Origin of the sequence: Streptomyces sp. CB01201, from assembly GCF_002803085.1 — a bacterium.
GTDB classification, from domain to species: Bacteria; Actinomycetota; Actinomycetes; order Streptomycetales; family Streptomycetaceae; genus Streptomyces; species Streptomyces hundungensis.
The window spans coordinates 17668-40250 of the sequence record NZ_NNBJ01000005.1; the positions used below are offsets into that span (position 1 = coordinate 17668).

Annotated in this window: 22 protein-coding genes; 15 read left to right on the forward strand and 7 right to left on the reverse strand. The window is 71.1% G+C overall.

The window, feature by feature from the left end; translation table 11 throughout:
* Window positions 1–50: 50 nt before the first annotated feature.
* Window positions 51–806 carry a GntR family transcriptional regulator gene (locus tag CG740_RS12275; protein ID WP_159030282.1) on the forward strand — a complete coding sequence of 252 codons (756 nt, stop codon included), beginning with the start codon at window positions 51–53 and terminating at the stop codon, window positions 804–806.
* Between the two features lie 8 nt (window positions 807–814).
* Here the strand turns inward: CG740_RS12275 and CG740_RS12280 are convergent, their stop codons facing one another.
* Window positions 815–2140, reverse strand: coding sequence for a peptide MFS transporter (locus tag CG740_RS12280; protein ID WP_100575116.1), 1326 nt, complete (start codon window positions 2138–2140; stop codon window positions 815–817).
* A 565-nt stretch (window positions 2141–2705) separates the two neighbouring features.
* Here CG740_RS12280 and trpS point away from each other — a divergent pair.
* The 3 genes from trpS (at window position 2706) to CG740_RS12295 (ending at window position 6326) form a co-directional block, all read left to right on the forward strand.
* Window positions 2706–3788: a tryptophan--tRNA ligase gene (gene trpS / locus CG740_RS12285; protein WP_100575117.1), complete on the forward strand. Its 1083-nt coding sequence runs from the start codon at window positions 2706–2708 to the stop codon at window positions 3786–3788.
* Window positions 3788–5596, forward strand: a complete 1809-nt coding sequence (locus tag CG740_RS12290; RefSeq protein ID WP_100575118.1) for an FUSC family protein — start codon at window positions 3788–3790, stop codon at window positions 5594–5596. The genes trpS and CG740_RS12290 overlap by 1 nt, the downstream gene beginning before the upstream one ends.
* A 67-nt stretch (window positions 5597–5663) precedes the next feature.
* Window positions 5664–6326: a pyridoxamine 5'-phosphate oxidase family protein gene (locus tag CG740_RS12295; protein ID WP_100575119.1), complete on the forward strand. Its 663-nt coding sequence runs from the start codon at window positions 5664–5666 to the stop codon at window positions 6324–6326.
* A gap of 100 nt (window positions 6327–6426) precedes the next feature.
* Here CG740_RS12295 and CG740_RS12300 read toward each other — a convergent pair whose 3' ends face one another.
* From CG740_RS12300 to CG740_RS12315, 4 genes are all read right to left on the reverse strand, one after another.
* Entirely contained in the window at window positions 6427–6846 is a 420-nt protein-coding gene (locus tag CG740_RS12300) for a cupredoxin domain-containing protein (RefSeq protein WP_100575120.1), read from the reverse strand.
* Between the two features lie 90 nt (window positions 6847–6936).
* Window positions 6937–7605, reverse strand: coding sequence for a hypothetical protein (locus CG740_RS12305; RefSeq protein WP_100575121.1), 669 nt, complete (start codon window positions 7603–7605; stop codon window positions 6937–6939).
* A gap of 23 nt (window positions 7606–7628) precedes the next feature.
* Window positions 7629–8363 carry a class F sortase gene (locus tag CG740_RS12310; RefSeq protein ID WP_100575122.1) on the reverse strand — a complete coding sequence of 245 codons (735 nt, stop codon included), beginning with the start codon at window positions 8361–8363 and terminating at the stop codon, window positions 7629–7631.
* 7 nt (window positions 8364–8370) lie between these two features.
* Window positions 8371–9168 carry a hypothetical protein gene (locus tag CG740_RS12315; RefSeq protein ID WP_100575123.1) on the reverse strand — a complete coding sequence of 266 codons (798 nt, stop codon included), beginning with the start codon at window positions 9166–9168 and terminating at the stop codon, window positions 8371–8373.
* A gap of 458 nt (window positions 9169–9626) precedes the next feature.
* Here CG740_RS12315 and CG740_RS12320 point away from each other — a divergent pair, with 458 nt between their 5' ends.
* From CG740_RS12320 to CG740_RS12370, 11 genes are all read left to right on the forward strand, one after another.
* Window positions 9627–9935: a chaplin family protein gene (locus CG740_RS12320; RefSeq protein ID WP_100575124.1), complete on the forward strand. Its 309-nt coding sequence runs from the start codon at window positions 9627–9629 to the stop codon at window positions 9933–9935.
* A gap of 34 nt (window positions 9936–9969) precedes the next feature.
* The gene (locus tag CG740_RS12325) at window positions 9970–11241 is read left to right on the forward strand and encodes a hypothetical protein (RefSeq protein WP_234376212.1); all 1272 of its coding nucleotides are present in this window, start codon (window positions 9970–9972) and stop codon (window positions 11239–11241) included.
* A 386-nt stretch (window positions 11242–11627) separates the two neighbouring features.
* On the forward strand, window positions 11628–12245 hold the full coding sequence (locus CG740_RS41725) for a helix-turn-helix domain-containing protein (protein WP_107488363.1): 618 nt from the start codon (window positions 11628–11630) through the stop codon (window positions 12243–12245).
* A gap of 376 nt (window positions 12246–12621) precedes the next feature.
* Entirely contained in the window at window positions 12622–13986 is a 1365-nt protein-coding gene (gene pcaDC / locus CG740_RS12335; protein ID WP_100575127.1) for a bifunctional 3-oxoadipate enol-lactonase/4-carboxymuconolactone decarboxylase PcaDC, read from the forward strand.
* 44 nt (window positions 13987–14030) lie between these two features.
* A complete protein-coding gene (locus CG740_RS12340; RefSeq protein ID WP_100575128.1) occupies window positions 14031–14669 on the forward strand; it encodes an MBL fold metallo-hydrolase in 639 nt (212 codons plus the stop codon).
* Between the two features lie 30 nt (window positions 14670–14699).
* On the forward strand, window positions 14700–15479 hold the full coding sequence (locus CG740_RS12345) for an exodeoxyribonuclease III (RefSeq protein ID WP_100575129.1): 780 nt from the start codon (window positions 14700–14702) through the stop codon (window positions 15477–15479).
* Between the two features lie 84 nt (window positions 15480–15563).
* Window positions 15564–15998 carry a DUF6278 family protein gene (locus tag CG740_RS12350; RefSeq protein ID WP_100575130.1) on the forward strand — a complete coding sequence of 145 codons (435 nt, stop codon included), beginning with the start codon at window positions 15564–15566 and terminating at the stop codon, window positions 15996–15998.
* A 165-nt stretch (window positions 15999–16163) separates the two neighbouring features.
* The gene (locus CG740_RS12355) at window positions 16164–16907 is read left to right on the forward strand and encodes an amino acid ABC transporter ATP-binding protein (RefSeq protein WP_100575131.1); all 744 of its coding nucleotides are present in this window, start codon (window positions 16164–16166) and stop codon (window positions 16905–16907) included.
* Window positions 16908–16926: 19 nt separating this feature from the next.
* On the forward strand, window positions 16927–17832 hold the full coding sequence (locus CG740_RS12360) for a glutamate ABC transporter substrate-binding protein (protein ID WP_100575416.1): 906 nt from the start codon (window positions 16927–16929) through the stop codon (window positions 17830–17832).
* Between the two features lie 7 nt (window positions 17833–17839).
* Window positions 17840–18484, forward strand: coding sequence for an amino acid ABC transporter permease (locus CG740_RS12365; protein WP_100575132.1), 645 nt, complete (start codon window positions 17840–17842; stop codon window positions 18482–18484).
* The gene (locus tag CG740_RS12370) at window positions 18481–19353 is read left to right on the forward strand and encodes an amino acid ABC transporter permease (protein WP_100575133.1); all 873 of its coding nucleotides are present in this window, start codon (window positions 18481–18483) and stop codon (window positions 19351–19353) included. The genes CG740_RS12365 and CG740_RS12370 overlap by 4 nt, the downstream gene beginning before the upstream one ends.
* Window positions 19354–19389: 36 nt before the next feature.
* On the opposite strand, the gene CG740_RS12375 is transcribed toward CG740_RS12370, so the two are convergent.
* Both CG740_RS12375 and CG740_RS12380 read right to left on the reverse strand, forming a co-directional pair.
* Window positions 19390–21009, reverse strand: a complete 1620-nt coding sequence (locus tag CG740_RS12375; RefSeq protein WP_100575134.1) for a CocE/NonD family hydrolase — start codon at window positions 21007–21009, stop codon at window positions 19390–19392.
* A gap of 111 nt (window positions 21010–21120) precedes the next feature.
* Entirely contained in the window at window positions 21121–22440 is a 1320-nt protein-coding gene (locus tag CG740_RS12380) for a L,D-transpeptidase (RefSeq protein ID WP_100575135.1), read from the reverse strand.
* Between the last annotated feature and the right edge of the window lie 143 nt (window positions 22441–22583).

Consider the following 22583-nt stretch of genomic DNA (forward strand, 5'->3'; position numbering starts at 1 on the left):
TCCCGGTCCTCCGGGGCGAAGTCCGCCTCGACCCTCTGGGAGCCAGTCTCGTGTCCGTGGAGCCCGCCTTCGCCCCGGTGTCGCCCAACGGCGCGCAGCCTCCGTACGTCCTGGCCCAGCAGGCCCTGGCGCACGCCATCGCGGCCGGCATCCTGGGGCCGGACCAGCGGCTGCCCTCCGAGCGGCATCTGTGCGAGCAGCTCGGCATCAGCCGCTCCACCCTGCGCCGCACCCTGAAGGCGCTGGAGGAGGACGGCCTGGTCGAGTCCTCCGAGCGGCGCGGCTGGCGGGTGCGGCGGGTCGGCTTCAGTCGCGCCGTGGACGGCGCGACCCTGGCGGATTTCGGAGAGGTGAACCGCGACCTCGGCCGCACGGTCACCGCCAGGGTGCTGGCTGCCCGCACCCGGCCGGCCACCTCGCAGGAGGCCGACCGGCTCCAGGTCGCCACCAAGGACGAGGTCTTCGAGCTGCGCAGGGTGCGCTTCCTGGACGGCCTGCCGGTGTGCGTGACCCACGACCTCGTTCCGCTCGCCGTCGCACCGGCCGTCACGGAGGCGGACTTCACCACCGCCTCGCTCTTCGGCATCCTGGCGGGCGCCGGCCACATTCCCGCCGGCGCCCGTTACACGGCCCGCGCCGCACTCGCCGACGCCGAGCACAAGCGCCTGCTCGACCTGGAGCCGCGGGCGGCGGCGCCCGTCCTGACCACGAGCCGTCTCTCGCTCGACACCGACGGCGTTCCCTGCGCCGACACCCGCGAGACGTACCGGGCCGACCGGTACGAGGTGCGCCTGACCCTCGGCTGACCGTCGGGCTATTCGCCGGTGAGGAGACGGAGTCGGGGAGTTGCCGCGGTCATGGCGAGTCCGGCGAGGACGGCGAACCCGCCGAGGGCCAGGTAGAGCACGGCGCCGGTCAGGTGGGTGGCCACCTGGCTGCCGATCGCGTCGCCCGCGGCCACGGCGAGGAAGAAGATCCCCGTGAGCTGGGATCCCGCGCCGGCCGGGGCCAGTTTGTGGCTGATGGACAGTCCGGTCGGCGCCAGGAACAGCTCGCCCGTGCTCAGCAGTACGTAGAGGCCCACCAGCCAGAGCAGCGAGATGTGCGTGCCGCCCGCGGCGCGGGTCGCCGCGAGGGCGAGCAGGAGGAAGGACGAACCGCCCAGCACGAGGCCGGTGGAGAACTTGGCGGGGGAGGAGACCTTGACCCTGCGCCACACGGCGGCCAGGACGCCGGCGAAGGCGACGGTCACGATCGGGTTCAGGGCCGCCTGCCAGGTGACGGGCAGGCCCATCATGTCGACGTGGTCGGCGGCGAACAGCTGCACATTGGACGCGGCCAGGTCGAGGATGCAGAAGAAGGCGATGGCCGCCGCGAAGAGCCCGGCGTAGGCGCGCAGGCCCGCGCGGTCCCGCGCGTCGATGTCCTTGCGGCGCAGCAGTCGGCCGATGCAGAGCGCGGGCACCACCACCGTCAGGGCGGCGAACGCGGTGAGCGTGTGGTCCAGCGTCAGTACGCCGGTGGACCGGGCCGCGACAGCGATGGCGAGGACGGCGGCGACGGCCGGCAGGACCCGGACGGTGAGCGCGCGTGCCTCGGGGCGGCTCAGCGGGCGCTCCGGCTCGTCCGCGAGTTCCCGCAGGCTGCCCGACAGGGCGAAGGAGACCAGGCTGAAGGCCATGGCGAGGGCGGCGGCGCCGAAGGCGAGGTGCCAGCTGAAGTGCAGGCCGAGCCAGCCCACCAGGAGGGTGGCGACGAGGCCGCCGGCGTTGATGCTGGCGTAGAACCGGCTGTAGGCCGCGTCGCGTTCCCCGTCCGACCGGTCGGCGTACAGCTTGCCCACCATGGCCGTCATGTTCGGCTTCTGCAGGCCTGTACCGGCCGCGATCAGGAGCAGCCCCGCGTACACCCCGCCGGCCCCGGCCTCCAGGGCGAGCGCGATGTGTCCGGCCAGGATGGCGACGCTGCCGACCAGGGCGGCCCTACGGGCGCCGGTCAGCCGGTCGGCGATCCAGCCGCCGGGCAGGGCGGCGAGGTAGCAGGCGGACAGGTAGGCCCCGACGAGGCCGACCGCGACGGTCTTCGGCATTCCGAGGCCGTCGGCACTGTCGATCAGGAAGAGCGCGAGGACCGCGCGCATGCCGTAGAAGGACCGTTAAGGAGAACCGCTCCGCCGCTTCGCTGAGGCACAGCGGCAGCAGACCCTTGCGGGTGCGGTTCTCTGCGATCACCTCCGTCCTGGGCTCGACGGACGTCGACATCGTGGCGCTCCAGCTGCTCGGTGGGTCTCCGGTACGGGGGCGGAGCGTTTCCGCCCCCTTTCAGGTGTACCAGAGGGATACCAGTCGAATCCCGGGTCCTTCGGCCGGCCGGGCGTCCTGTGTCGTGCGGGCCGTCCGTCGAGAACCCCGGGCCGAAGGCCCCCTTATCCCTCCCGGGTGTTGGATCGCCCGCCCAGGGGGCGTATACATGTAACCAACTGGTATGCATCTGGTTTAGGTGCGGCCGGTCCGGGAACTCCGGTGCCGTCCGCCCGACCCCCGCATCGGACGTGGCCGCCGGATTCCGCCACCGGTGCGAACGCGTACCTCCGCGGGTCGGCACGCCGGACGAGACGGGCAGCCCTGTAGGACGAGGGGCCCGACCTCACCGGCGATGGCCCGCGGCCCGGCCGCCGAGCACCCGACACCGACCAGGAGATCCCCATGAGTACGCACGACTCGGCGACGACCCCGGCCCCCGACCTGGCGGTGGCACGCCGGCGCAGCGCCGAGCTGGAGCGCTCGATCGCCGCCGACCCGGGCCGGTTCAGGGTGCTGACCGGCGACCGGCCGACCGGGCGGCTGCACCTGGGGCACTACTTCGGCACCCTGCGGGGCCGGGTACGGTTCCAGGACCTGGGCGTGGACACCTTCGTCATCGTGGCCGACTACCAGGTCCTCACCGACCGGGACGTCGCCGAACACCTCGCCGAGCACGTCGAGGACCTGGTCCTCGACTATCTGGCGGCCGGGATCGACCCCGATCGGTCCACGATCTTCACCCACAGTTCGCTGCCCGCCCTGAACCAGCTGCTGCTGCCGTTCCTCTCCCTGGTGTCGGTGGCGGAGCTGCGCCGCAACCCCACCGTCAAGGACGAGATCGCCCATTCCCGGCAGGCCTCGGTCAGCGGTCTGATGTTCACCTACCCCGTGCACCAGGCCGCCGACATCCTGTTCTGCAAGGCCAACCTGGTGCCGGTCGGCCAGGACCAGCTGCCCCACCTGGAGGTCACCCGTACCATCGCCCGCCGCTTCAACGACCGCTACGGCCAAGGCGATTCGGTCTTCCCGGAGCCCGACGCCCTGCTGTCCGCGGCTCCGCTGCTGCTCGGCACCGACGGCACCAAGATGAGCAAGTCGCGCGGCAACGCCATCGCCCTGTCGGCCACCGCCGACGAGACTGCCCGGCTGATCAGGGGTGCCAAGACGGATGCCACCCGCGCCATCACCTACGATCCGGCCACCCGCCCGGAAGTCTCCAGCCTCGTCCAGCTCGCCGCCCTGTGCCAGGACCGCGCCCCCGTCACGGTCGCGCGGGAGATCGGCGACGGCGGTGCGGCCCAGCTGAAGAAGGCGGTCACCGAGGCCGTCAACGACCACCTCGCACCCATGAGGGCGCGCCGCGCCGAGCTGGCGGCCGACGGCGGCTACGTGCGCGAAGTCCTGCGCCGCGGCAACGAGCGGGCCGCCGCGATCGCCGAGGCCACCCTCGCCGAGGTCCGGGCGACGATGGGCATGGCGTACTGATGCCCGGCCCCGCCTGGTTGCGGCACACCGCCGAAATCCGAGCCGTCCCCGTCGACCGCGCCCTGGCCGCGCGCGGCGCCCTGGGCATGCTGGTCCCGCTCGCCATCGGCCAGCTGGCCGGGCGGCCCGACCTGGGAGCGGCGGCCGGGCTCGGCGCGTACGGCGCGGCCGTCGACGACACCGCCGCCCCCTGGCGCACCCGAGCCCTGACCCTGCTGCTCCCGCAATTGGCCGGCGCCACCGGACTGGCCCTGGGCCGCGCCACCGACGGCCGGGCCTGGGCGCAGATCCTGCTCGTGGCGGTCGTCGCCCTGATCTCCGGGCTGGTGTCGTCCATCGGCCGGATCAGCGACATGGCCGCCCTGGTCCTGCTGCTCGCCACCGCCATGGGCCTGGGACTGCCCACCACCCAGCCCTGGTGGCACGTACCCCTGCTGTTCCTCCTCGGCGGCATCCCGCTCGTCCTGCTGTCCCTGACCGACGCGCTGCGCCACCCCGGGCTGAGGGAACGAGGGGCCGCCGCCACCGCCCTGCGGGCTGTCGCCGATCTCCTGGAGGCCACCGACGGGACGTGGGCCGAGCGCCGCCACCAGGTGACCGCGGCCATGGACGCCGCGTACGACACCGTCGTCCTGCGTCGGCTGTCCCCGCCCCGTCCGGGGAGTACCGCGGCTGAACTGGCCGCTCACCTGGACCGGTTGGTCGAGGTCGTCGCCGCGGCTCCCGCCGTCCGCACCACTGCGGCCCGGGAGCACGCCGCCGCGTACGCCGACGCGGTGCGCCGGGTCGCCGACGCCGTCGAGACGCGGACCCCGGCAACGGTTGCGCTGCCGCCCACCCCGCGGGACCGGGCGGGGCGCGTGCTGCGCACCGCCGTCGCCGCACTCGCCTCCGCCGGCGAGGAGGCCGCGGACGGCCGGTCCCGGCTGCTGCCGGCGCACCCGGCGCCGCTGCGCAGGCTCACCGGGGCCGTGGCCGACCGCTTGCGCGATCCGGCGGGCCGACGCTGCGCCCTGCGCCTGACCATGTGCCTGACGGTGGCCCAGGCCCTCGCCTCCTTCAGCGGGTTGCCGCGCTCCGGCTGGCTGGTACTGACCGTGGCCCTCGTGGTCCGGCCCGGTCTGGGCACCGTGCCCGCACGGCTGGTGACCCGTGCCCTCGGCACCACGGCCGGGGTCCTGATCGGCCTCGCCGTCATCGCCGTGCTGCCACCCGGGTGGTGGCGGATCTCAGCCGTGGTCCTCCTGACCGGCCTGCTCCAGGCGTACGCACGTCGCAACTACACCCTGCAGACCCTCTTCCTGACCCCGGTCATGCTGCTGCTCGCCGACCCGCTGGGCCAGGCTGGCGCCGCCGTGCCGGCCGCCCGCCTGCTCGACACCGCGGCGGGCTGCGCCGTCGCCCTCGTCTGCGGCTACCTGCTCTGGCCGGAGGACACCCGCGCCCTGGTCCCCGACCGGCTGGCCGACGCCTACGCGGCCATCGCCGCGTACGCCGACCACGCCCTCAATGCCGCCGGCGACACCGGAACCCCGCACACCCTGCGCCGTCGTATCCACGCCGACCTGGCCGCGGTACGCACCGAACTGACACGTCTGCGCACCGACCCGCGCCACCACCACGCGCTGGAGACCTGGAGCGAAGACCTCGCCCACGGCGAGCAGGTCATGGCCCGCCTCACCACCACGGCCGTCACCGGTCACGGCGACGCCGTGGCCGCCTCCCGGGACTCGACCGAGCACATGGTCGCCCAACTGCTCCGACGGGCCGAGCGACTGCGCGAACCCCCGCCCGGCCCTGCGCCTTAGGCCACCTCGGTACGGGCAACGGCGTTGCTGCGGATGGCGCCGCGATCGGCGATCTACGGTGGCGGGTATGTCACCCACCGCGCGGACCACGGCAGAGCGCTACCCCGATCGGGTCACCTACGACCGGGAGGCGGTGTACGCCGTCCTGGACGAAGCCCTTGCCGTCCACGTCGGTTTCAACACCGATCTCGGCCCGGTGGTCATTCCCACGCTGCACATGCGGGTGGGCGACGAACTGCTTCTGCACGGGTCGGCCTTCGGCCGCTTCATCACCACCGCGGCCGCCGGCGCACGCCTGTGCGTGACCGCGACCCTGATCGACGGCGTGATCCTGGGCCGGGCCTCCTCGCACCACTCGGCCGCCTACCGCTCCGTCATGATCTTCGGGCAGGCCGCCCCCATCGAGGACGAGCAGGAGCGGGCCGACGCGTTGGCGCAGGTCGTGGAGAGTGTCATCCCCGGTCGGCTGTCCGGCCCGTACGCCGCGCGCCGCCCCCATGTCGACGAAGCCCACTACACCGCGTGCCTGACTCTGCCCATCGAGGAGTTCTCGATGAAGGTGAGAGCCGGCTTCGCCCGTGACGAACCCAAGGACGACCACGTCGAAGCCTGGGCCGGTTGGATCCCGCTGACCACCACCCCGGGCGAGCCGGTACCGGACGCCATCACCGGCACCCGCTTCCCGCCGCCCGCCTACGACCCGGCCGTCCACCGCTTCCGTCAGGACTGACCTTCCCCGCGCCGCGACGATGGCGGCGGCGGCCTCGACCGCACCTCGCACGACGAACACGACGAACACGACGAAGGGGATGCCGGCCGTGGAGGGCCCCCTACCCGACCGTCAGTGTGCCGTGCATGGACGCGTGGATGGAGCAGACGTAGGCGAAGGCGCCGACTGTGGCGGGAGCCTTGAACGTCGCCGACTTGCCCGGGTTGATGGGGCCGGTGTCGAAGGCACTGCCGGTGCTCGCGGTGACGGTGTGCGTCGCGGAGTCGTGGTTGACCACGGTGACGGTCTCCCCGGGGTGCACAGTGAGTTTCGCCGGGCTGAAAGCGAAGTTGTCGATCGTGATCCGTGCTGCCGCGGCTGTGGGCGCCGAAGGTGACGGGGCCTTGCTGCTGGGCGCGCTGTGCGCCGTCGTCGCTGTGGGTGCGGCCGGCGCGGACGGAGTTGCCGCCGAGGAGCAGCCTGCCGCGGCCAGCAGCACCACGGCCGCCGAAAGCGCAACGCGTGTCGGGAATCTGGACATGCCCTGTCCTTGTCTGAGGCGGTGGCGCGGTCACTGCGGAGCGAAAGCTGCCTGCCTCGCTTCTGGCTGTTGGTCTCGACGGCTCTTCGCTTATTCGCTCCAGCAGCCGAGAATGTCGCTCGCGATCTCGTAGGCCAGATCGGCCCGGGAGAGTTCGTGCGGTCCCGAGGCAGCAGGCATCCCGGTGGCGTCGGCGCGAAGGGTCTTGCCGTCCTTGAGGATGACGACGGTGCCGCCCGGCGACTCGTACCCGGGGTTGCCCAGGCCCTGGGCGGCGGTCAGCTGTGTGGTGGTGCCCAACTGCTTGCGGACCGACTCGAAGTAGGCGTTCGCGGAGGCGGTGTTCGGTGATTCCTTCACCGACAGGACGAGTTGGCCGCCGGGCAGGTGGTAGGTGCAGGTGTAGAGGTGGTCGGTCCATGTGGTGGTCGTGGCCGGCGGGTGTGCGGGAGCCAGGATCTTTGTGACGTCCCCGCGTATCTCCGGTCCGCACACCATCAGGGCGGATGCCGAAGGCGCGTCGGCCCGTGTCGTGCCGGGCATCTTCATGCCGGGCCGCATGGGCGTGTCCGGGGTGGCCGTCATGGCCGTGGGTGCGGTCGCATGGGTGGATGCGGCAGGGGTGGCCGCACCGCTGGTGGCACATCCGCCGGCCAGCGCCGCGACCGCCCCGGCGGCGGCGATCGCGAGCAGTCGGCGGCTCCTGGGCCGTCCACCGCGCGGTCCGGCTGCGTTGCCGGCCTGCTGTTGGTTCTTCATCGTCCCTCCTCGTGCTGGTGCGGTCAGCCGCGGTGGGTGCCCGTGAGGGTGGCGTACGCGACCGTGTTGTCCAGGTAGTGCTGGGTGGCGCGGTCGAAGCGGCCCCCGCAAGTGATCAGGCGGAGCTGGGGGTCGGCCGTGTTGCCGTAGACGGTCAGGGTCGGGAAGGCGTCCTTCGGGTAGGTGTCGACGCCGTCGATCCGGAACACCGCCACGGTGCCGTCGCTGCGGGTGACGCTGACGGTGTCACCCGGGCGCAGCGCGCCGAGGGCGTAGAAGACGCCTCTGGCTCCGGTCGTTCCGTCGATGTGGCCCAGGACCACGGCCGGCCCGATCTGGCCGGGGACCGGTGAGTTCCGGTCCCAGCCCGGCGCCGCGACGTCGGACATCGGCGGGACTTCCAGGGTGCCGTCGGGGTTCTGTCCCAGGCTCAGCAGCGTGTGGTGCACGCCGATCGCCGGGATGCTGATCGCGGTGGGAGTCACCGCCCGGGCGGCCAAGTCCGCGGGAGCGGACGGTGCGGGTGGCGCCGTGACGCCGGAAGGGCTGCCGGCCGGGTCCGGCGCGTGGCTCCCGGCCGCGGGGGCCGTGGCCGGGCCCGCAGGGGGCAACCCGGCCGAGGCCGGAGGCCGGGGCGCGTGGTGCTGACTGGATGCCCCCACGGCCAGGGACCCTCCCGCGGCCAGCAGGAGGACGGTGGCCGCCGACGCCAGCAGGCGCCGGCGGCCGCTACCGAACAGTCGTGTCGACGAGGACATGACGGGGTTACTTCTCGACGGCGGTCCGTCGGCGCAGGACCATCGCGCCACCGGCGGCTGCCGTCAGGCCCGCGGCGGTCACGAACATCCACGAGTCCTGTACGCCGGAGGTCCCGCCACCGCCGGTGTTCACACCACCGCCGGGAACCATGGCCATCTGGGAGGTGGCCAGCGGCCCGCACAGCGCCGGGGAGGTCGCGGCCAGCGGCAGCGACGGCACGAGGTCGCTGGGCTCCGCCTGGGCCTTGGCACTCAGTGTCGTGGGGTCGATGCCGTGGACCACGATGACGGCCTTGCCGTCCTTGATCGAGGCCACGGTCGCCGCGTCCAGGGTGATGGTCCGCGAGTAGTGGAACTCGGACCCGGACGGTGCGATCTTGATGTCCGTGCCGGCCGCCGGACTGGTGTCGCCGGTCTTGCCCAGCGTGGTGCCGATCGCACCGTAGGCCGGGCCGCCCTCGGTCGTACTGACGACGCCGTCGCCGTTCTTGTCCGCCGAGGTGTCGGGGCACATGCCCATCCCGTTGATGTGGATGTGCTGTACGTGCGGGAACGGTGCCTTCATGAACGTCCCGGCAAGACCCTTCACGTCCTCGGTGATCACAGCCTTGGAGCCGGTCAGCTGAAGCATCAACATCCCTGAACCGGTTGCGTGGTTGAGCGGCTTGAGCGTCGCCATGTAAGTCGTGCTGTCGCTCGACTGCGCGCTCGCCGTCGGGCCGGTGAGGGCCAGCGGCAGCGCGAGAAGCGCCACCGGGGCCGTCATGGCCAACACCCTGGCCGTTGTCTTCCTCGTGTGCGTCATCGTGCTCTCCTCCAACTGCGTGGCGGTGCTCGGACGTGCGATGACTCCTCCAGGGCGGTGCCCGGCCCGCATGCCGGGCAGGGTGGGCCGGTTGCCTGGGGCAGTGGTGATGAGAAACCCGGCGCCGGGTCCGGGGCGCTTGGAAGAAGGCTTCTGAAGATGGATTCGTGGCCGGAGGCCGGGCGGATTGGTTGGCCCGGGCATTCGCTTCGTCGAGGCGCGTCGCGGTGGCGGCAGGAGCGGTGGCGGCAGCGGCGCGACAGGAGCGGCATTGGCCGGGACAACACCCGTTCCGCCAGGCGGAGTTGGTGATCCTCTCGGTCGCCTCCGTACGGTTTGCGGTGTATCCGCGTGTCATATGCCGGACTTCCTCGTTGGTGGGGTGCGGTCCGGGGTTGTCCGGCCGCACTGGTCTGTACGGGCACCGGGATGCGGGTGCCGGATGGAGGAGGAGCGCCATGAGCGTGGGGACGCGGAGTGCGGGCGGTGCCGTGCGGCGTGCGGGAGCGCGGGCGGCAGTACTGGGCGCGGCGACGGGGGCGGCGCTGCTCCCGGCCGGTGCCGCCCAGGCGAGCGTGATCGGAGTCGGGAACGCGGTGTTCGGCAACACCTGTGTCAGCCAGGGCACCGCACGGACGGTGGGATCCACCGTGACCGGGAGCGGGGTGGCGAGCGGCAATCAGACCGGCCTGCCGCTGGACCTGCCGCGCAATCACTGCGGCAACAGCGGCATCGTCTGCACGGCGCTGATCCCCGCCAGCGTGTGAACGAGCCGGCGAGCGCGAGATGAGTGGCCGAACAGTGGAAAACCGCACGGCGGCGGGCAGCCCGGTGGCGGAGCGGGCCGTGGAGGCGCTTCTGTCGCTGAGCGGGCAGGTGCTGCCGCTGCTGCGTCAGTGGGTCGGCTCGGACGAGAGCTGCGGTGTGGCGCGGGCGCTGCTGGCGCTGGCAACCGGAGACCGCTGGGACGACGCCGTTCTGAAGGAGCAACTGTCGATCGCGCACCGCGACGCGCTGGCCGCCGGAGAGCGGGAGGCGAGTCTGGTGTACGGGATCTTCCTCCACACCCACCGGCAGTATCGGCTGACCGCCGATCACCTGGTGGAGCACTTCGCCCGGTGGCCCGCCGATGAGCAGGCCGGGCTGATGCTGGGAGCGTTCTCCTCCTGCGCCGATGCCGCCTACTGTGCGCACGGCGATGCCCTGACGGAGGAGCAGGCGTCGGTGGCCGGACCGGACAGCTGGCCGTGGCAGAGCTGGCTTGCCGCGACCAGAGCAGAGCAGGGCCGGACCCGTGAAGCGCACGAACTGGCGCTCCGCGCACTGGACTTGTACCCACGCTCCGGTGTGGCCGCGCACGCTCTCGCGCACGCCGAGCACGAGCTGGGAGGCGGTCCCGCCGCAACCGGCTTCCTGGACCAGTGGCTGCGGGCGGACCCCGGGGCGATGCAGTCACGACACCTGAACTGGCATGCCGCGCTCCAGTCCATCGCCTGCGGCGACTTTCCCGACGCGCGCCGACGGGCGGATACCGCACTGGCGCACACGGATGTGGGCATGCGCGCCGCGACGAACTGGCGCCTGCTCCTGGCAGGACAGACTCCCGCCGGTCGAAGCGACCCGGAGCAGGTACGGGAACTGCTGGCCGCGCCGGGTGGGATGGCGGAGGTCTTCCACACGTTCAACCTCGCCCTGGCCCTGGCCGTGGAGGCTGCCACCGACGACCTGCACACCCTGGCCCGCCGGGCCGCCGCCGACGAACGCCCCGACTACCGCGATGTCCTGGCCCCCGTCGCCCAAGCGCTGGCGGAGATCACCGCGGGCCACCCCCGTGCCGCCGTGAAACTGCTCACCGGTCTGGGCGAGAAGACGGAACGGATCGGCGGCGTACGGGTCGAGCGCGAAATCATCCAGGACACCCTCGCCCGCGCCCTGGTCGACACGGGAGAACACGCGCGCGCGGCCCAGCTGCTCCATCACCGCACCACGACCCGCCGCCACCACACCTACGAGGACCTCCTCCTGGCCTCACGTACTGCGGCCGCTGCGGCCGCTGCGGCTGGCGCCCATTGATCCTCGCCAACGGGCAGCAGGGGTCCGGCCCGGACGATGAGAAGGCCGCCGGCGCATCCATGACCCGGTCCCATCCATGACCCGGTTCCATCCATGACCCGGTTCCATCCATGAGCCGGTCCCATCCGCGACCCGCACCAGCACCCGGCCCCGGGAGCCTGGCCTAGGGCGCCACCCCGCTCGATGCTCTCGCCACCTGGCACGCGGAGATCACCCGTGCCCGCGAGCACCGCGCCGGCCGCGCCTTGTGGCTGCGGTCCGGGTCGACGACGTCCTTCAACCCGAGCCCCGAGCCCCGAGCCCCGGGCCAATCGGGTGATCTCGGCCTCGACGGCAACACAGCCGTCAAGGCAGCTTGTCCTACTTGCATGACAGACCATCAGATGATGTCGCGACCTGCCGTCCCCGCCGCCCGGGCTGCCCGCACCGGCCGCCCGGGCAGGCACCACCGTCTCCCCTCACCGGCCGAACGCCGACGGCTGCGCGAGCAGTGGGGGCTCACCACACGGCAAGTCGCCGCCGCGTTCCAGGTGACTCCCGCCACGGTGCGCAGCTGGGAGGCCGGACGCACCTCTCCGCGCGGGCGGCGCGGGGCTGCCTACGGGCGATTCCTGGCGGGCCTCGCCCAACACGCCCTGCCGATCTCCGCGCGTCCCGATGTGCCGCCGCACGAGCCACCCGCGCGTACGGATGCGCGTACCGATGCGCGTACCGACAAGTCGCCCCCCGCACAGACAGCGGTCGCTGCAGCCGACCAGCAAGACTCCTCCCTCGCCGGAACGGCGAACGAAGCCTGCGGTGTCCCGGACCAGCGGTCGCCCGCGCCGCGCAGCCGCCCTGCCGCGACACGGGCGGCGCGCGTCCGCGTCGCCCATGTCGACACTGCCCGGCGACACTCCACGGCCCCTGCCCCCGGACTGTCGTGGGGACGCTTCGCCGGTGCCGCAGCAAGCCTGTGGTCACTGGCCCTGTGGGTCATCGTCACCTGTCCGCCGACAAGATGACCCGTCGCCCTGGTCGAGCCGTCCCATCGTCGACGCCGAGCGTTCGCGACAGCGGTTCCTGCCGCCCCCGGACGTACCTGAGGGGGCGGCGGAGATGTCCACGACGGCGCGGCAGCGCGGCCGACGGGACCGGTTCGCGAGGCCGTCGGCCGGTCCGCACGGGGTGTCGCAGGAGGGCGTGAGGGCAAGGGGACCGCCGAGGGGTCACCTTCCCGTCCCGGAGGGCAGCCGGTGATGTCCGGGTCTCCGGGTCGTCGACACCGGAGCCGGTCACCTTGGCCATGGGAGTGGACCACATGGCGTGCGTGCTCACGTCCCCCCCCGCCTTCTGACCCTGCCTGTGGGACCGCGGGGGACGGATGAGAGGGTCGGACGGGTGAGCGAGATACCACCGGACACCCTGCAATACCGCTGTGACGGCCCAGAGGACGCCGCGGTCCTGGTCGTGGGCCCCTCCCTCGGGACCACCTGGCACATGTGGGATCGCCAGATACCGGAGCTGGCCAAGACCTGGCGGGTGGTCCGGTTCGACCTGCCGGGGCACGGCGGCGCGCCCGCGAGCCCCGCGCACTCCGTCGCCGAGCTCGCCGACCGTCTGATCGCCACGCTGGACGGGCTCGGCGTGCAGCGCTTCGGCTACGCCGGCTGTTCCATCGGTGGCGCGATCGGCGCCGATCTGGCCCTGCGCCACCCGCACCGCCTCGCCTCGCTGGCCCTGGTCGCCGCCGCGCCCCGGTTCGGGACCGCCGACGAATACCGCCAGCGCGGCGTGATCGTCCGTACCAACGGCATGGACCCGATGGCACGCTCCGCGCCCGAGCGCTGGTTCACGCCCGCCTACGCCGCGGCCCAGCCCGCGATCGTGGAGTGGGCCGTACAGATGGTCCGCACCACGGACCCGGCCTGCTACATCGCGGCCTGCGAGGCGCTGGCCGCCTTCGATGTCCGGGCCGAGCTCGGCCGCATCACCGTGCCCACGCTCGCCCTGGTCGGCGCCGAGGACCGGGTGACCGGGCCCGGCGACGCGCGCACCCTGGTCGCGGGCATTCCGGGCGCCGGCCTCGCCGTGGTGCCGGGCGCGGCCCATCTCGCCCCGGTCGAACAGCCGGGTGCCGTCACCGATCTCCTGGTGCGCCACTTCTCCACCGCATGGCAGCCCGCGCCCGATTCGACGACCGGGCTCACCGCTATGCCGGCTCCGGCCCCCGTCACACCGATGGCACCGCCCGCCCCCGTGCCCCCGCTCGCGCCGCCGGCTCCCAGCGCTCCCTTCGCGCCCGAGGCCCCGGCCGAGACGGCGGCCCCGGCCCTCGATCGGCGGGCCCCCGACCAGCCCGCCGAGGTCGAGCCGCATGCGGTGCCGGACGCGTACGAGCGCGGCATGAAGATCCGGCGCGAGGTGCTCGGCGACGCCCACGTGGACGCGGAGACCGCAGGCACCGACGCCTTCGGCCGCGACTTCGACGAGCTCACCACCCGGCACGCCTGGGGCGAGGTGTGGGCGAGGGAGGGCCTCGACCGGCGCACCCGGGCCGCGGTGGCCCTGGCCGCGCTCGCTTCGGGCGGTCACCTGGACGAGCTCGCGTCCCACACCCGGGCCGCGCTGCGCGCCGGGCTCACCCCGGACGAGATCAAGGAAGTGCTGCTCCAGACCGGCGTGTACTGCGGCACCCCCGCCGCGAGCGCCGCTTTCAGGGTCGCGGGCGCGGTCATCCGGGAGGAGACGACGCCCCGCGGATGACCTGATTCCGTGCCGCGGCGCGGCCCCGGGAGCAGGATGGAGGCATGAATCCGAAACTGACCAAGAAGACCCATGCCTGCGTCCAGCTGGAGAAGGACGGCCGCACGCTCGTCATCGACCCGGGCACGTTCAGCGAGAGCGACGCTGCGCTCGGCGCCGACGCCATCCTGGTCACCCACGAGCACCTCGACCACTTCAACGAGGAGCGGCTGCGGACCGGCCTCGAAGCCAACCCGGCCGCCGAGATCTGGACCTTGCGCAGCGTCGCGGAGAAGATCTCGGCAGCCTTCCCGGGGCGCGTCCACACGGTGGGCCACGGGGACGCCTTCAGCGCGGCCGGCTTCGACATCCAGGTGTACGGCGAGCTGCACGCGGTGATCCACCCCGACATCCCGCGCATCACCAACATCGGCTTCCTGGTGGACGGTTCGGTCTTCCACCCCGGCGACGCGCTCACCGTCCCGGACCGTGCCGTGGACACCCTGATGGTTCCGGTGATGGCTCCCTGGAACAAGATCTCCGAGGTCATCGACTACGTGCGCGAGGTGAAGCCGCGCCGCGCCATCGACATCCACGACGCCCTGCTCACCGACCTCGCCCGGCCCATCTACGACTCGCAGATCGGCGGCCTCGGCGGGGCCGAGCACCAGCGTCTGACGCCGGGGGACTCGACGGAACTGTGAGTGTCACAGCCGGGCGGTAGGTTGGGATCCATGCGCATCGCCACCTGGAACGTCAACTCGATCACCGCCCGGCTGCCCCGCCTGCTGGCCTGGCTGGAGAGCACCGGCACGGACGTGCTGTGCATCCAGGAGACCAAGACCACGGCCGAGGGCTTCCCCGCCGCCGAGCTGCGCGAGCTCGGCTACGAGTCCGCCGTCAACGCCACCGGCCGGTGGAACGGGGTGGCCCTGGTCTCCCGCGTCGGCCTCGACGACGTCGTGCTCGGGCTGCCCGGCGGCCCCGACTACGAGGGCGTGGAGGAGCCCCGCGCGATCTCGGCGACCTGCGGCGGAGTCCGCCTCTGGTCGGTCTACGTACCCAACGGCCGCGAGGTCGAGCACGACCACTACGCGTACAAGCTGGCCTGGTTCGCGGCCCTGAAGGCGGCCGTCGCCGAGGACGCGGCGGGCGGGCGCCCCTTCGCGGTGCTCGGCGACTACAACGTGGCCCCCACCGACGAGGACGTCTACGACCCCAGTGTCTTCGAGGGCCTGACCCATGTCACCCCCGCCGAGCGGGCCGCCCTCGCCGCCCTGCGCGAGGCCGGCCTGTCCGACGTGGTGCCCCGCCCGCTGAAGTACGACCGCCCGTACACCTACTGGGACTACCGCCAGCTGGCCTTCCCCAAGAACCGGGGCATGCGCATCGACCTGGTCTACGGCAACGAGCCGTTCGCCAAGGCCGTCAAGGACAGCTATGTCGACCGCGAGGAGCGCAAGGGCAAGGGCGCGTCGGACCATGCCCCGGTCGTGGTGGACCTGGAGGTCTGAGCCCCGCGCCGTCAGCCCGGGGTTGACGTGACCCGCCGCGTGCCCTGTGGTGCGATCAAGCCACCGAGTGGGACTCTGGATCGTATGAACTTCCTCCAGAACTGGCGCAAGCGGCACTCGGCGGCAAGCGGGGTGGCGGTCTCGGAGGCCGTCAGGGAAGACCCGGAGGGCGTCGCCGAGCTGCTCTCCGAGTGCGAGCTGCTGCGGACCCGGGCCTGGCAGAGCAAGCTCGAACTGGACGACTCCCCGCTCTCGTTGCAGGCCCTGGACCAGCTGCCGCCGCGCTGGCGCGACGACCCGGAGGAGCTGCCCTGGCTCGGCAACGACGCGGGCCTGTATCTGGGGACGGTCATCGTCCGGACCGTCCCCGGTGCGCTCTGGGACGTGTGGCCCAGTGGCCGGCCGGTGGTGCGGCTCGCCTCCGGCCGGGAGATCGACGTCGTGGACGCGGGCCTGACCTGGGCCACGACCGGGGCCCCCGAGCTGTACCAGGTGTACGCCGAGGCCTCGGAGGCCTGACGGGCGGCCGTTCCCCGGCGCCCTCCCGGCCCGCGTGGGAGCGACGCGGGCCCATTCGGTCAAAATACGGTTTATGCCCTATTCGTGCGTGTCGAGATGAAGTCCCTTACCCGGCTGGATAGTTTGCGCTGACCTCGACACAGCGATGAGTGGGCAGGACAGCGTATGGCCGTCGATCCGTTGATCGAGCTGCGTGGCGTCAACAAGTACTACGGGAAGCTGCACGTCCTCCAGGACATCGACCTCACCGTCGGCCGTGGGGAGGTGGTGGTGGTCATCGGGCCGTCCGGCTCCGGCAAGTCGACGCTCTGCCGGACGATGAACCGCCTGGAGACGATCGAGTCCGGCACGATCGCCATCGACGGCCGGCCGCTGCCGGAAGAGGGCAAGGGACTCGCCCAGCTCCGGGCCGAAGTGGGCATGGTCTTCCAGTCGTTCAACCTCTTCGCGCACAAGTCCGTCCTCGCCAATGTCTCGCTGGCCCAGACGAAGGTCCGCGGCCGCAAGAAGGAGGAGGCCGACAAGCGCTCGCACGAGCTCCTGGACCGGGTCGGTCTCGCCTCCCAGGCCGAGAAGCTCCCCGCCCAGCTCTCCGGCGGCCAGCAGCAGCGCGTGGCCATCGCCCGCGCCCTGGCCATGGACCCCAAGGTCATGCTCTTCGACGAGCCCACATCGGCGCTCGACCCGGAGATGATCAACGAGGTGCTCGAAGTCATGCAGCAGCTCGCCCGCGACGGCATGACCATGGTCGTCGTCACCCACGAGATGGGCTTCGCCCGCTCCGCCGCCAACCGCGTGGTGTTCATGGCGGACGGCCGGATCGTCGAGGACCGCACCCCCGACGACTTCTTCACCAACCCGCGGAGCGACCGGGCCAAGGACTTCCTCTCCAAGATCCTCAAGCACTGAACGGGGGGTGTACGCAACGATGATGGCCACACGACGCGCGCTCGCCGCCCTGGTGCTCGCACTGGCCCTGGCCGGCTGCGGCAAGTCGGGCAGCCCGCCGGTGAAGGGCCCGAAGGCCGAACTGCTGCCGCACTACACGGTCGCCAAGGGCTTCAGCCTGCCGGGCTCCCCGGTCTGGCAGCGGGCCAAGAACCGCGGCCACCTGATCGTCGGCGCCAAGGAGGACCAGCCCTACCTCGGTGAGAAGGACCCGGCCACCGGCGTCTACACCGGCTTCGACATCGAGATCGCCAAGATGATGTCGGCCTCGCTCGGCTTCGACCCCGCGACCATCGAGTTCAAGACGATCGCCTCGGCCAACCGCGAAACCGCCCTGCAGAACGGCCAGATCGACTACTACGTCGGCACCTACACCATCAACGACAACCGCAAGAAGCTGGTCGGCTTCGCGGGCCCGTACTACCTGGCGGGCCAGGGCCTGCTCGTACGCACCGACGAGAACGGGCTCACCACGCCCCAGGACTTCGACGGCAAGCGCGTCTGCTCGGCGGCGGGTTCGACCCCGTACCAGCGGATGGAGAAGGACTATCCGAAGGTCGACATGGTCGCCTACGACACCTACTCGGTGTGCGTGGACAACCTGCTCACCTTCCAGGTCGACGCCGTCACCACCGACGACACCATCCTGAGCGGCTACGCGGCCAAGGTGCCCGACCAGCTCAAGGTCGTCGGGAAGCCGTTCTCCAAGGAGCCCTACGGCATCGGCGTCCCCAAGAGCGACAACACCCTGCGGTTCGCGCTCGACGACGCCATCGAGGCCCACGAGAAGAACGGCGACTGGAAGAAGGCGTACGACGCGACGCTCGGCCTCTCCGGCCGGCCGCCCGCCCCCGCCCCGCCCATCGACCGCTACCCGGCGAGCTGAGGCCGCAATGGACGTACTCACCAAGAACTTCTCGCTGTACGGCAAGGGCTTCCTCGGCACCGTCGAACTGACCGTCTACGCCTCGGTCCTGGCCCTGGTGCTCGGCTTCGTCATGGCGTCCTGCCGGGTCTCGCCGGTCGGCTCGTTCCGGGTGCTCGGCACGGTGTGGGTGACCGTGCTGCGCAACACCCCGCTGACGCTGCTGTTCTTCGCCGTCCTGCTCGGCCTGCCGCGCTTCGGCCTGGTGCTGCCCTTCCAGCTCTTCGCGGTGATCGCGCTCGGCTGCTACACCTCGTCGTTCATCTGCGAGGCGCTGCGCTCCGGCATCAACACCGTGCCCAAGGGGCAGGGCGAGGCGGCCAGAAGCCTCGGGATGACCTTCGGGCAGACCCTGTCCACGGTGGTGCTTCCGCAGGCCTTCCGGTCCGTGATCCCGCCGATCGGCTCCACGCTGATCGCCCTCGCCAAGAACTCCGCGATCGCCGGGGCGTTCAGCGTCACTGAACTCCTCGGCACGTACAAGACGTTGAGCGAACTCGGCTACAACATCATCTGGACGTTCGTCTGGATCGCGATCGGCTACCTGATCATCACCCTCTTCATCAGCGCCGTCTTCAACGTCCTCGAAAAGCGCTGGGGAGTCGCCCGATGACCGCGCCACTGGCCACGGAATCCACCGCCCTCTACGACATCCCCGGACCCAGGACCCAGCAGCGGCACCTGGTGTACGGGATCATCTCGACGATCCTGATCCTCGCCCTGTTCGGCTGGCTCGTCCATCTCCTGTTCGACACCGACCAGTTCACCGCGGCCAAGTGGCGGCCCTTCGAGTACAAGGGCATCCAGGAGCTGCTCCTGCGCGGGCTCGGCAACACGCTGCGGGCCTTCGCGTTCGCCTCGGTGCTCTCGATCGCGCTGGGTGCGGTGCTCGCGGTCGGCCGGCTCTCCGACCACCGGCCGCTGCGCTGGATCGCCACCGTGCTCGTGGAGTTCTTCCGCGCGATGCCCGTCCTGGTGATGATCTTCTTCATCTTCGTGGCGCTCAAGGTGCAGCCGCTGCCCGCCCTGGTGGCCGGGCTCACGCTCTACAACGGGTCGGTGCTCGCCGAGGTCTTCAGGACCGGCGTCAACTCCGTGGAACGCGGCCAGAAGGAGGCGGCATTCTCACTCGGTATGCGCAAGACGCAGGTCATGACGTACGTGCTGGTCCCGCAGGGGATCCGGGCCATGCTGCCGACCATCATCAGCCAGCTGGTGGTCGCCCTGAAGGACACTTCGCTGGGCTATCTGATCACCTATGAGGAGTTTCTGCACGCGGGAAAGCTCATCGCGTCGAATCTCGACTACGATTTGCCGTTCATCCCCGTGGTGATGGTGATCTCGCCGATCTACATCGGGATGTGCATGCTGCTCTCCTGGTTCGCCACCTGGATGGCCAGGAGACAGAAGCGCAATCCCAAGACGGAGGCCGTGGACGTCGCACCGGCCGAACCAGGGACGCTGCTGCCGGGTGTGCAGTAGCTGAGGGGCAAGAACCCACCCGGCAGCAGCCGGTGATCACTTCTCGCGGAGAGGGACCGTCAGATGCGACGGGTCTGACGCGGGCGAGGAGAAGGTCAGCTGCGCGCCGAGCGGGTTGTGCTCGATGTAGAGCGGGTCGACGGTGTCCACCACCAGTGCCAGATGATGGCCGGCCGGTACGTCGTACGACGTGGAGGAGAGCTCCAGGTCGACGGGGAACGGCCGGCCGGGCGTCTGGCCGTGGAAGGTGTAGGGGGCGTTGCTGACCAGCTTGCCGAGGCCGAGCGGGCCCACGTCGTAGAGGTATGCGACGAGGGTGCCGCTCTCCTTGGTCGAGGTGAGCGTCGTGTGCAGCTTCGCGGTCCCGCGGATCCTGCGGTCCTCGCCGTACGTGCCCGACTGCCACACCGCCGCGAAGGACCGCGGCAGCAGCGGGATGGACGCCATCGGCGGCAGCTTCGCGAACTGGTCCAGGAGGCTGGACAGGAAGACGAGCCCGCCGTCGGCACCCGAGTCGACGTTCGCCGTGATCTTCTGCGTGCCGGACAGCGCCAGGTCCTCCTTGGCCGGGCCGACCGCCTGCCAGCTGGGATAGCCCTCGTAGGAGCCGTCGGTACGGGACTTGAGCTGGACCGGCTGCTCCTTGTCGATGCCGTTGTCGGCGCCCTTGAGATAGTGGTCGAACCAGCGGTGGGCGTCCGTCCACACGTCGTTGGGAAGGCCGAGCAGACCGGTCGCCTCGGCGGTGGCGTGGTCGCCGGGGCGGAACTCCAGGCGCTTGGGGCCTGTCAGCTTGCCGAAGAAGTCGGCGTACTGGTTGGGCGGGAAGAGGCTGTCGCCCCAGGCGTTGCCCAGCATGAGGGCGGCGCCGTTCTGGTTGATCCGGTCGACGTACGCGGCGGGCGAGCGCTTCCACCCCCAGTCGATCATGTCCTGTTCCTTGGCCAGGTCGGAGCCGAGGAACTCCTTGAGGATCTGGTTGAGTTCGGCGCTCGGGCGCCCGGTGATCTGCCCCGCGACCCCCAGCAGGGCCGCGGCCTGGAGGTGCTGGGTGCGGCCGCTGTAGATGGACTGGATGAGGTCGGCCCAGCCGCTCATCGCCACAACTGCCTTGATCCGCTTGTCGTGTCCGGCCGCCAGCAGGCTGATGCCCGCGCCGTACGAGACGCCGCCCATGCCGATCCGGGACGGGTCGGCGGGGGTGTTGGCGAGTGCCCAGTCGATGACCGAGGACACATCGGCTATGTCCGGCGGGCCCGCGACCTCGATGTTGCCGCCCGAGAGCCAGAAGCCGCGCGAGGTGTAACTGACCACCGTGTAGCCCGCGTCGGCGAGCTTCTGGGCCTGCGCGAGGTACTCGATCTGCGGCACGCCCCAGCTCGTGGGGAAGACGATGAGGGGGTACTTGTCGCCGGCCTTCGCCCCGGCGGGGGTGAACACATTGCCCTTGAGGGTGATGCCGCCGGAGCCGGGGATGTCGTAGAACTTCACGCTGCTGCTGCTCGCCGAAGCGGCGGCGGTGGCTCTCGCCGGGGCCGCCGGGGCCGCCGTGGCCGCCGGGGCGAGGCCGAAGGCGGCGCCCGCGAACAGGGCCGCGGCGGTGATCGCCACCGCCGTGGTCCTGGTGGGGCGGCCGGACAGATGGTGGGGGGCCATGAATCGCTCCTCGCTCGCGCCGGTGCAAAGTGACCCGACGGTAACCGCGAAGGCTTACCTGGGGTAACTGGTCGGTAAGTTACGCGAGGGTAACGATTATTGGACGCCGTGTCAGTTGCCGGTGGTGCCAGTGGTGCCGGTGTTCCCCGTGGTGCCGGTGTTCCCCGTGCCCGTGCCCGTCCCGGAGAGCGCGCTCTTCGCCTTCCAGGCGTCGTACGTCAGGTTCCACTCGCCGTAGCCGTTGTTGACGGCCTGGGTGCCCTTGGCGTCGTCGCCCGTGATCTCGAACGGGTCGCCCACCTGCACCGAGTCGTACACGAACTTGGCGTTGGCGTCGCTCATGCCGATGCAGCCGGAGCTCTTGTTGGCGGAGCCGAAGTACGAGGCGTTCCACGGCGCCGCGTGGGCGTACATGCCCGACCAGGTGAGCCGCATCGAGTAGTCGACCATCTTGTTGTAGGAGCTGCCGAGGCCGACGGTCTCCGAGTTCATGTTGATCGTCCCCTCCTTCGCCATCAGGACGGTCTTGCCGCGCCAGGACGCCTTGTCGCCGCCGGGGGTGCCGGCCGACATGGGGATGTCCTTGACCAACTCGCCGTCGCGGTACAGCTTCAGGTGGTGGCTGTCGAGGTCGATCTTGACGAGCTGGTTCTTGCCGACGGTGAAGCCGGTCTTGTAGTCCTTGGTGAACCAGCCGCCGGAGGGGCCCGAGTCGACGCCGTTGAGGTTCGCCTCCAGGGTCACCTTGGTGCCGGGCTTCCAGTAGTCCTTGGGGCGCCAGTCCACCCGGGACTTGCCCGAATAGTCCTCCATCCAGCCCCACGAACCCTCGGTGTTGTTCGACGTGGTGACCTTCAGCTGCTTCTCGACCTCGGCCTTGTTCTTGTTCTTCACCGGGTGGTCGAACACGATCGAGAGCGGCTGGCCGACGCCGACGGTGGTGTCCTTGCCGGGCGCGAGCGTCAGCTTGTTGACCTTGTCGGGGGCCGCCGTCGCGAACCCGGTCTTCGCGCTGCCGCCCTTGTCGTCCTTGGCCTCCACGCTGTACGAGGTGCCGGGCGCCGCCGTACGGAGCGAGGTCCAGGACTTGCCGTCGGCCGACAGCTTCCCGTCGAGCCTGCCGCCCTTGGCGTCGGTGACCGTCACCGTCTGGAGCCTGCCGTCGGCGAGCGTGACCTTCACCGGCTCGCCGGCCTTCGCCTGCTGGCCGGTCAGATTCACCGAAATCTCGGTCTTCTTCTGGGCCTTGAGATCGGACTTCGCGTCACTGGACGAGGAGTCGCCGCCGCCGCAGGCGGTCAGCGCCGCGGCCAGGACCGCCGTTCCGGCGATGGCGGCGATCCGGGCCGGGCGGCGGGGCAGGGTGTGACGGCGTATGCGGCTCAACTGGAAAACCTCCGTTGCAAATGCTTTTCCGTAGGTGAGAGTCATCGCTCGGACTTTAGGTTGCGAGACTCGCCGGGAAACTCGTAATTCGTTGTGTGACGAGGACCGCAGAGGAACGGTCATCGTCCCGTCACATACACCGCGCGAACCCGTCACGGACCGCTGTGAGCATCCTGTGCACCCCCGGA

Bases quoted from the DNA above. Each gene is read 5' to 3' on its own strand.
- CG740_RS12280 (WP_100575116.1), bottom strand. From the start codon at position 2,140: ATGCGCGCGGTCCTCGCGCTCTTCCTGATCGACAGTGCCGACGGCCTC.
- trpS (WP_100575117.1), top strand. From the start codon at position 2,706: ATGAGTACGCACGACTCGGCGACGACCCCGGCCCCCGACCTGGCGGTG.
- CG740_RS12290 (WP_100575118.1), top strand. From the start codon at position 3,788: ATGCCCGGCCCCGCCTGGTTGCGGCACACCGCCGAAATCCGAGCCGTC.
- CG740_RS12295 (WP_100575119.1), top strand. From the start codon at position 5,664: ATGTCACCCACCGCGCGGACCACGGCAGAGCGCTACCCCGATCGGGTC.
- CG740_RS12300 (WP_100575120.1), bottom strand. From the start codon at position 6,846: ATGTCCAGATTCCCGACACGCGTTGCGCTTTCGGCGGCCGTGGTGCTG.
- CG740_RS12305 (WP_100575121.1), bottom strand. From the start codon at position 7,605: ATGAAGAACCAACAGCAGGCCGGCAACGCAGCCGGACCGCGCGGTGGA.
- CG740_RS12310 (WP_100575122.1), bottom strand. From the start codon at position 8,363: ATGTCCTCGTCGACACGACTGTTCGGTAGCGGCCGCCGGCGCCTGCTG.
- CG740_RS12315 (WP_100575123.1), bottom strand. From the start codon at position 9,168: ATGACGCACACGAGGAAGACAACGGCCAGGGTGTTGGCCATGACGGCC.
- CG740_RS12320 (WP_100575124.1), top strand. From the start codon at position 9,627: ATGAGCGTGGGGACGCGGAGTGCGGGCGGTGCCGTGCGGCGTGCGGGA.
- CG740_RS41725 (WP_107488363.1), top strand. From the start codon at position 11,628: ATGTCGCGACCTGCCGTCCCCGCCGCCCGGGCTGCCCGCACCGGCCGC.
- CG740_RS12340 (WP_100575128.1), top strand. From the start codon at position 14,031: ATGAATCCGAAACTGACCAAGAAGACCCATGCCTGCGTCCAGCTGGAG.
- CG740_RS12345 (WP_100575129.1), top strand. From the start codon at position 14,700: ATGCGCATCGCCACCTGGAACGTCAACTCGATCACCGCCCGGCTGCCC.
- CG740_RS12350 (WP_100575130.1), top strand. From the start codon at position 15,564: ATGAACTTCCTCCAGAACTGGCGCAAGCGGCACTCGGCGGCAAGCGGG.
- CG740_RS12355 (WP_100575131.1), top strand. From the start codon at position 16,164: ATGGCCGTCGATCCGTTGATCGAGCTGCGTGGCGTCAACAAGTACTAC.
- CG740_RS12360 (WP_100575416.1), top strand. From the start codon at position 16,927: ATGATGGCCACACGACGCGCGCTCGCCGCCCTGGTGCTCGCACTGGCC.
- CG740_RS12365 (WP_100575132.1), top strand. From the start codon at position 17,840: ATGGACGTACTCACCAAGAACTTCTCGCTGTACGGCAAGGGCTTCCTC.
- CG740_RS12370 (WP_100575133.1), top strand. From the start codon at position 18,481: ATGACCGCGCCACTGGCCACGGAATCCACCGCCCTCTACGACATCCCC.
- CG740_RS12375 (WP_100575134.1), bottom strand. From the start codon at position 21,009: ATGGCCCCCCACCATCTGTCCGGCCGCCCCACCAGGACCACGGCGGTG.
- CG740_RS12380 (WP_100575135.1), bottom strand. From the start codon at position 22,440: ATGACTCTCACCTACGGAAAAGCATTTGCAACGGAGGTTTTCCAGTTG.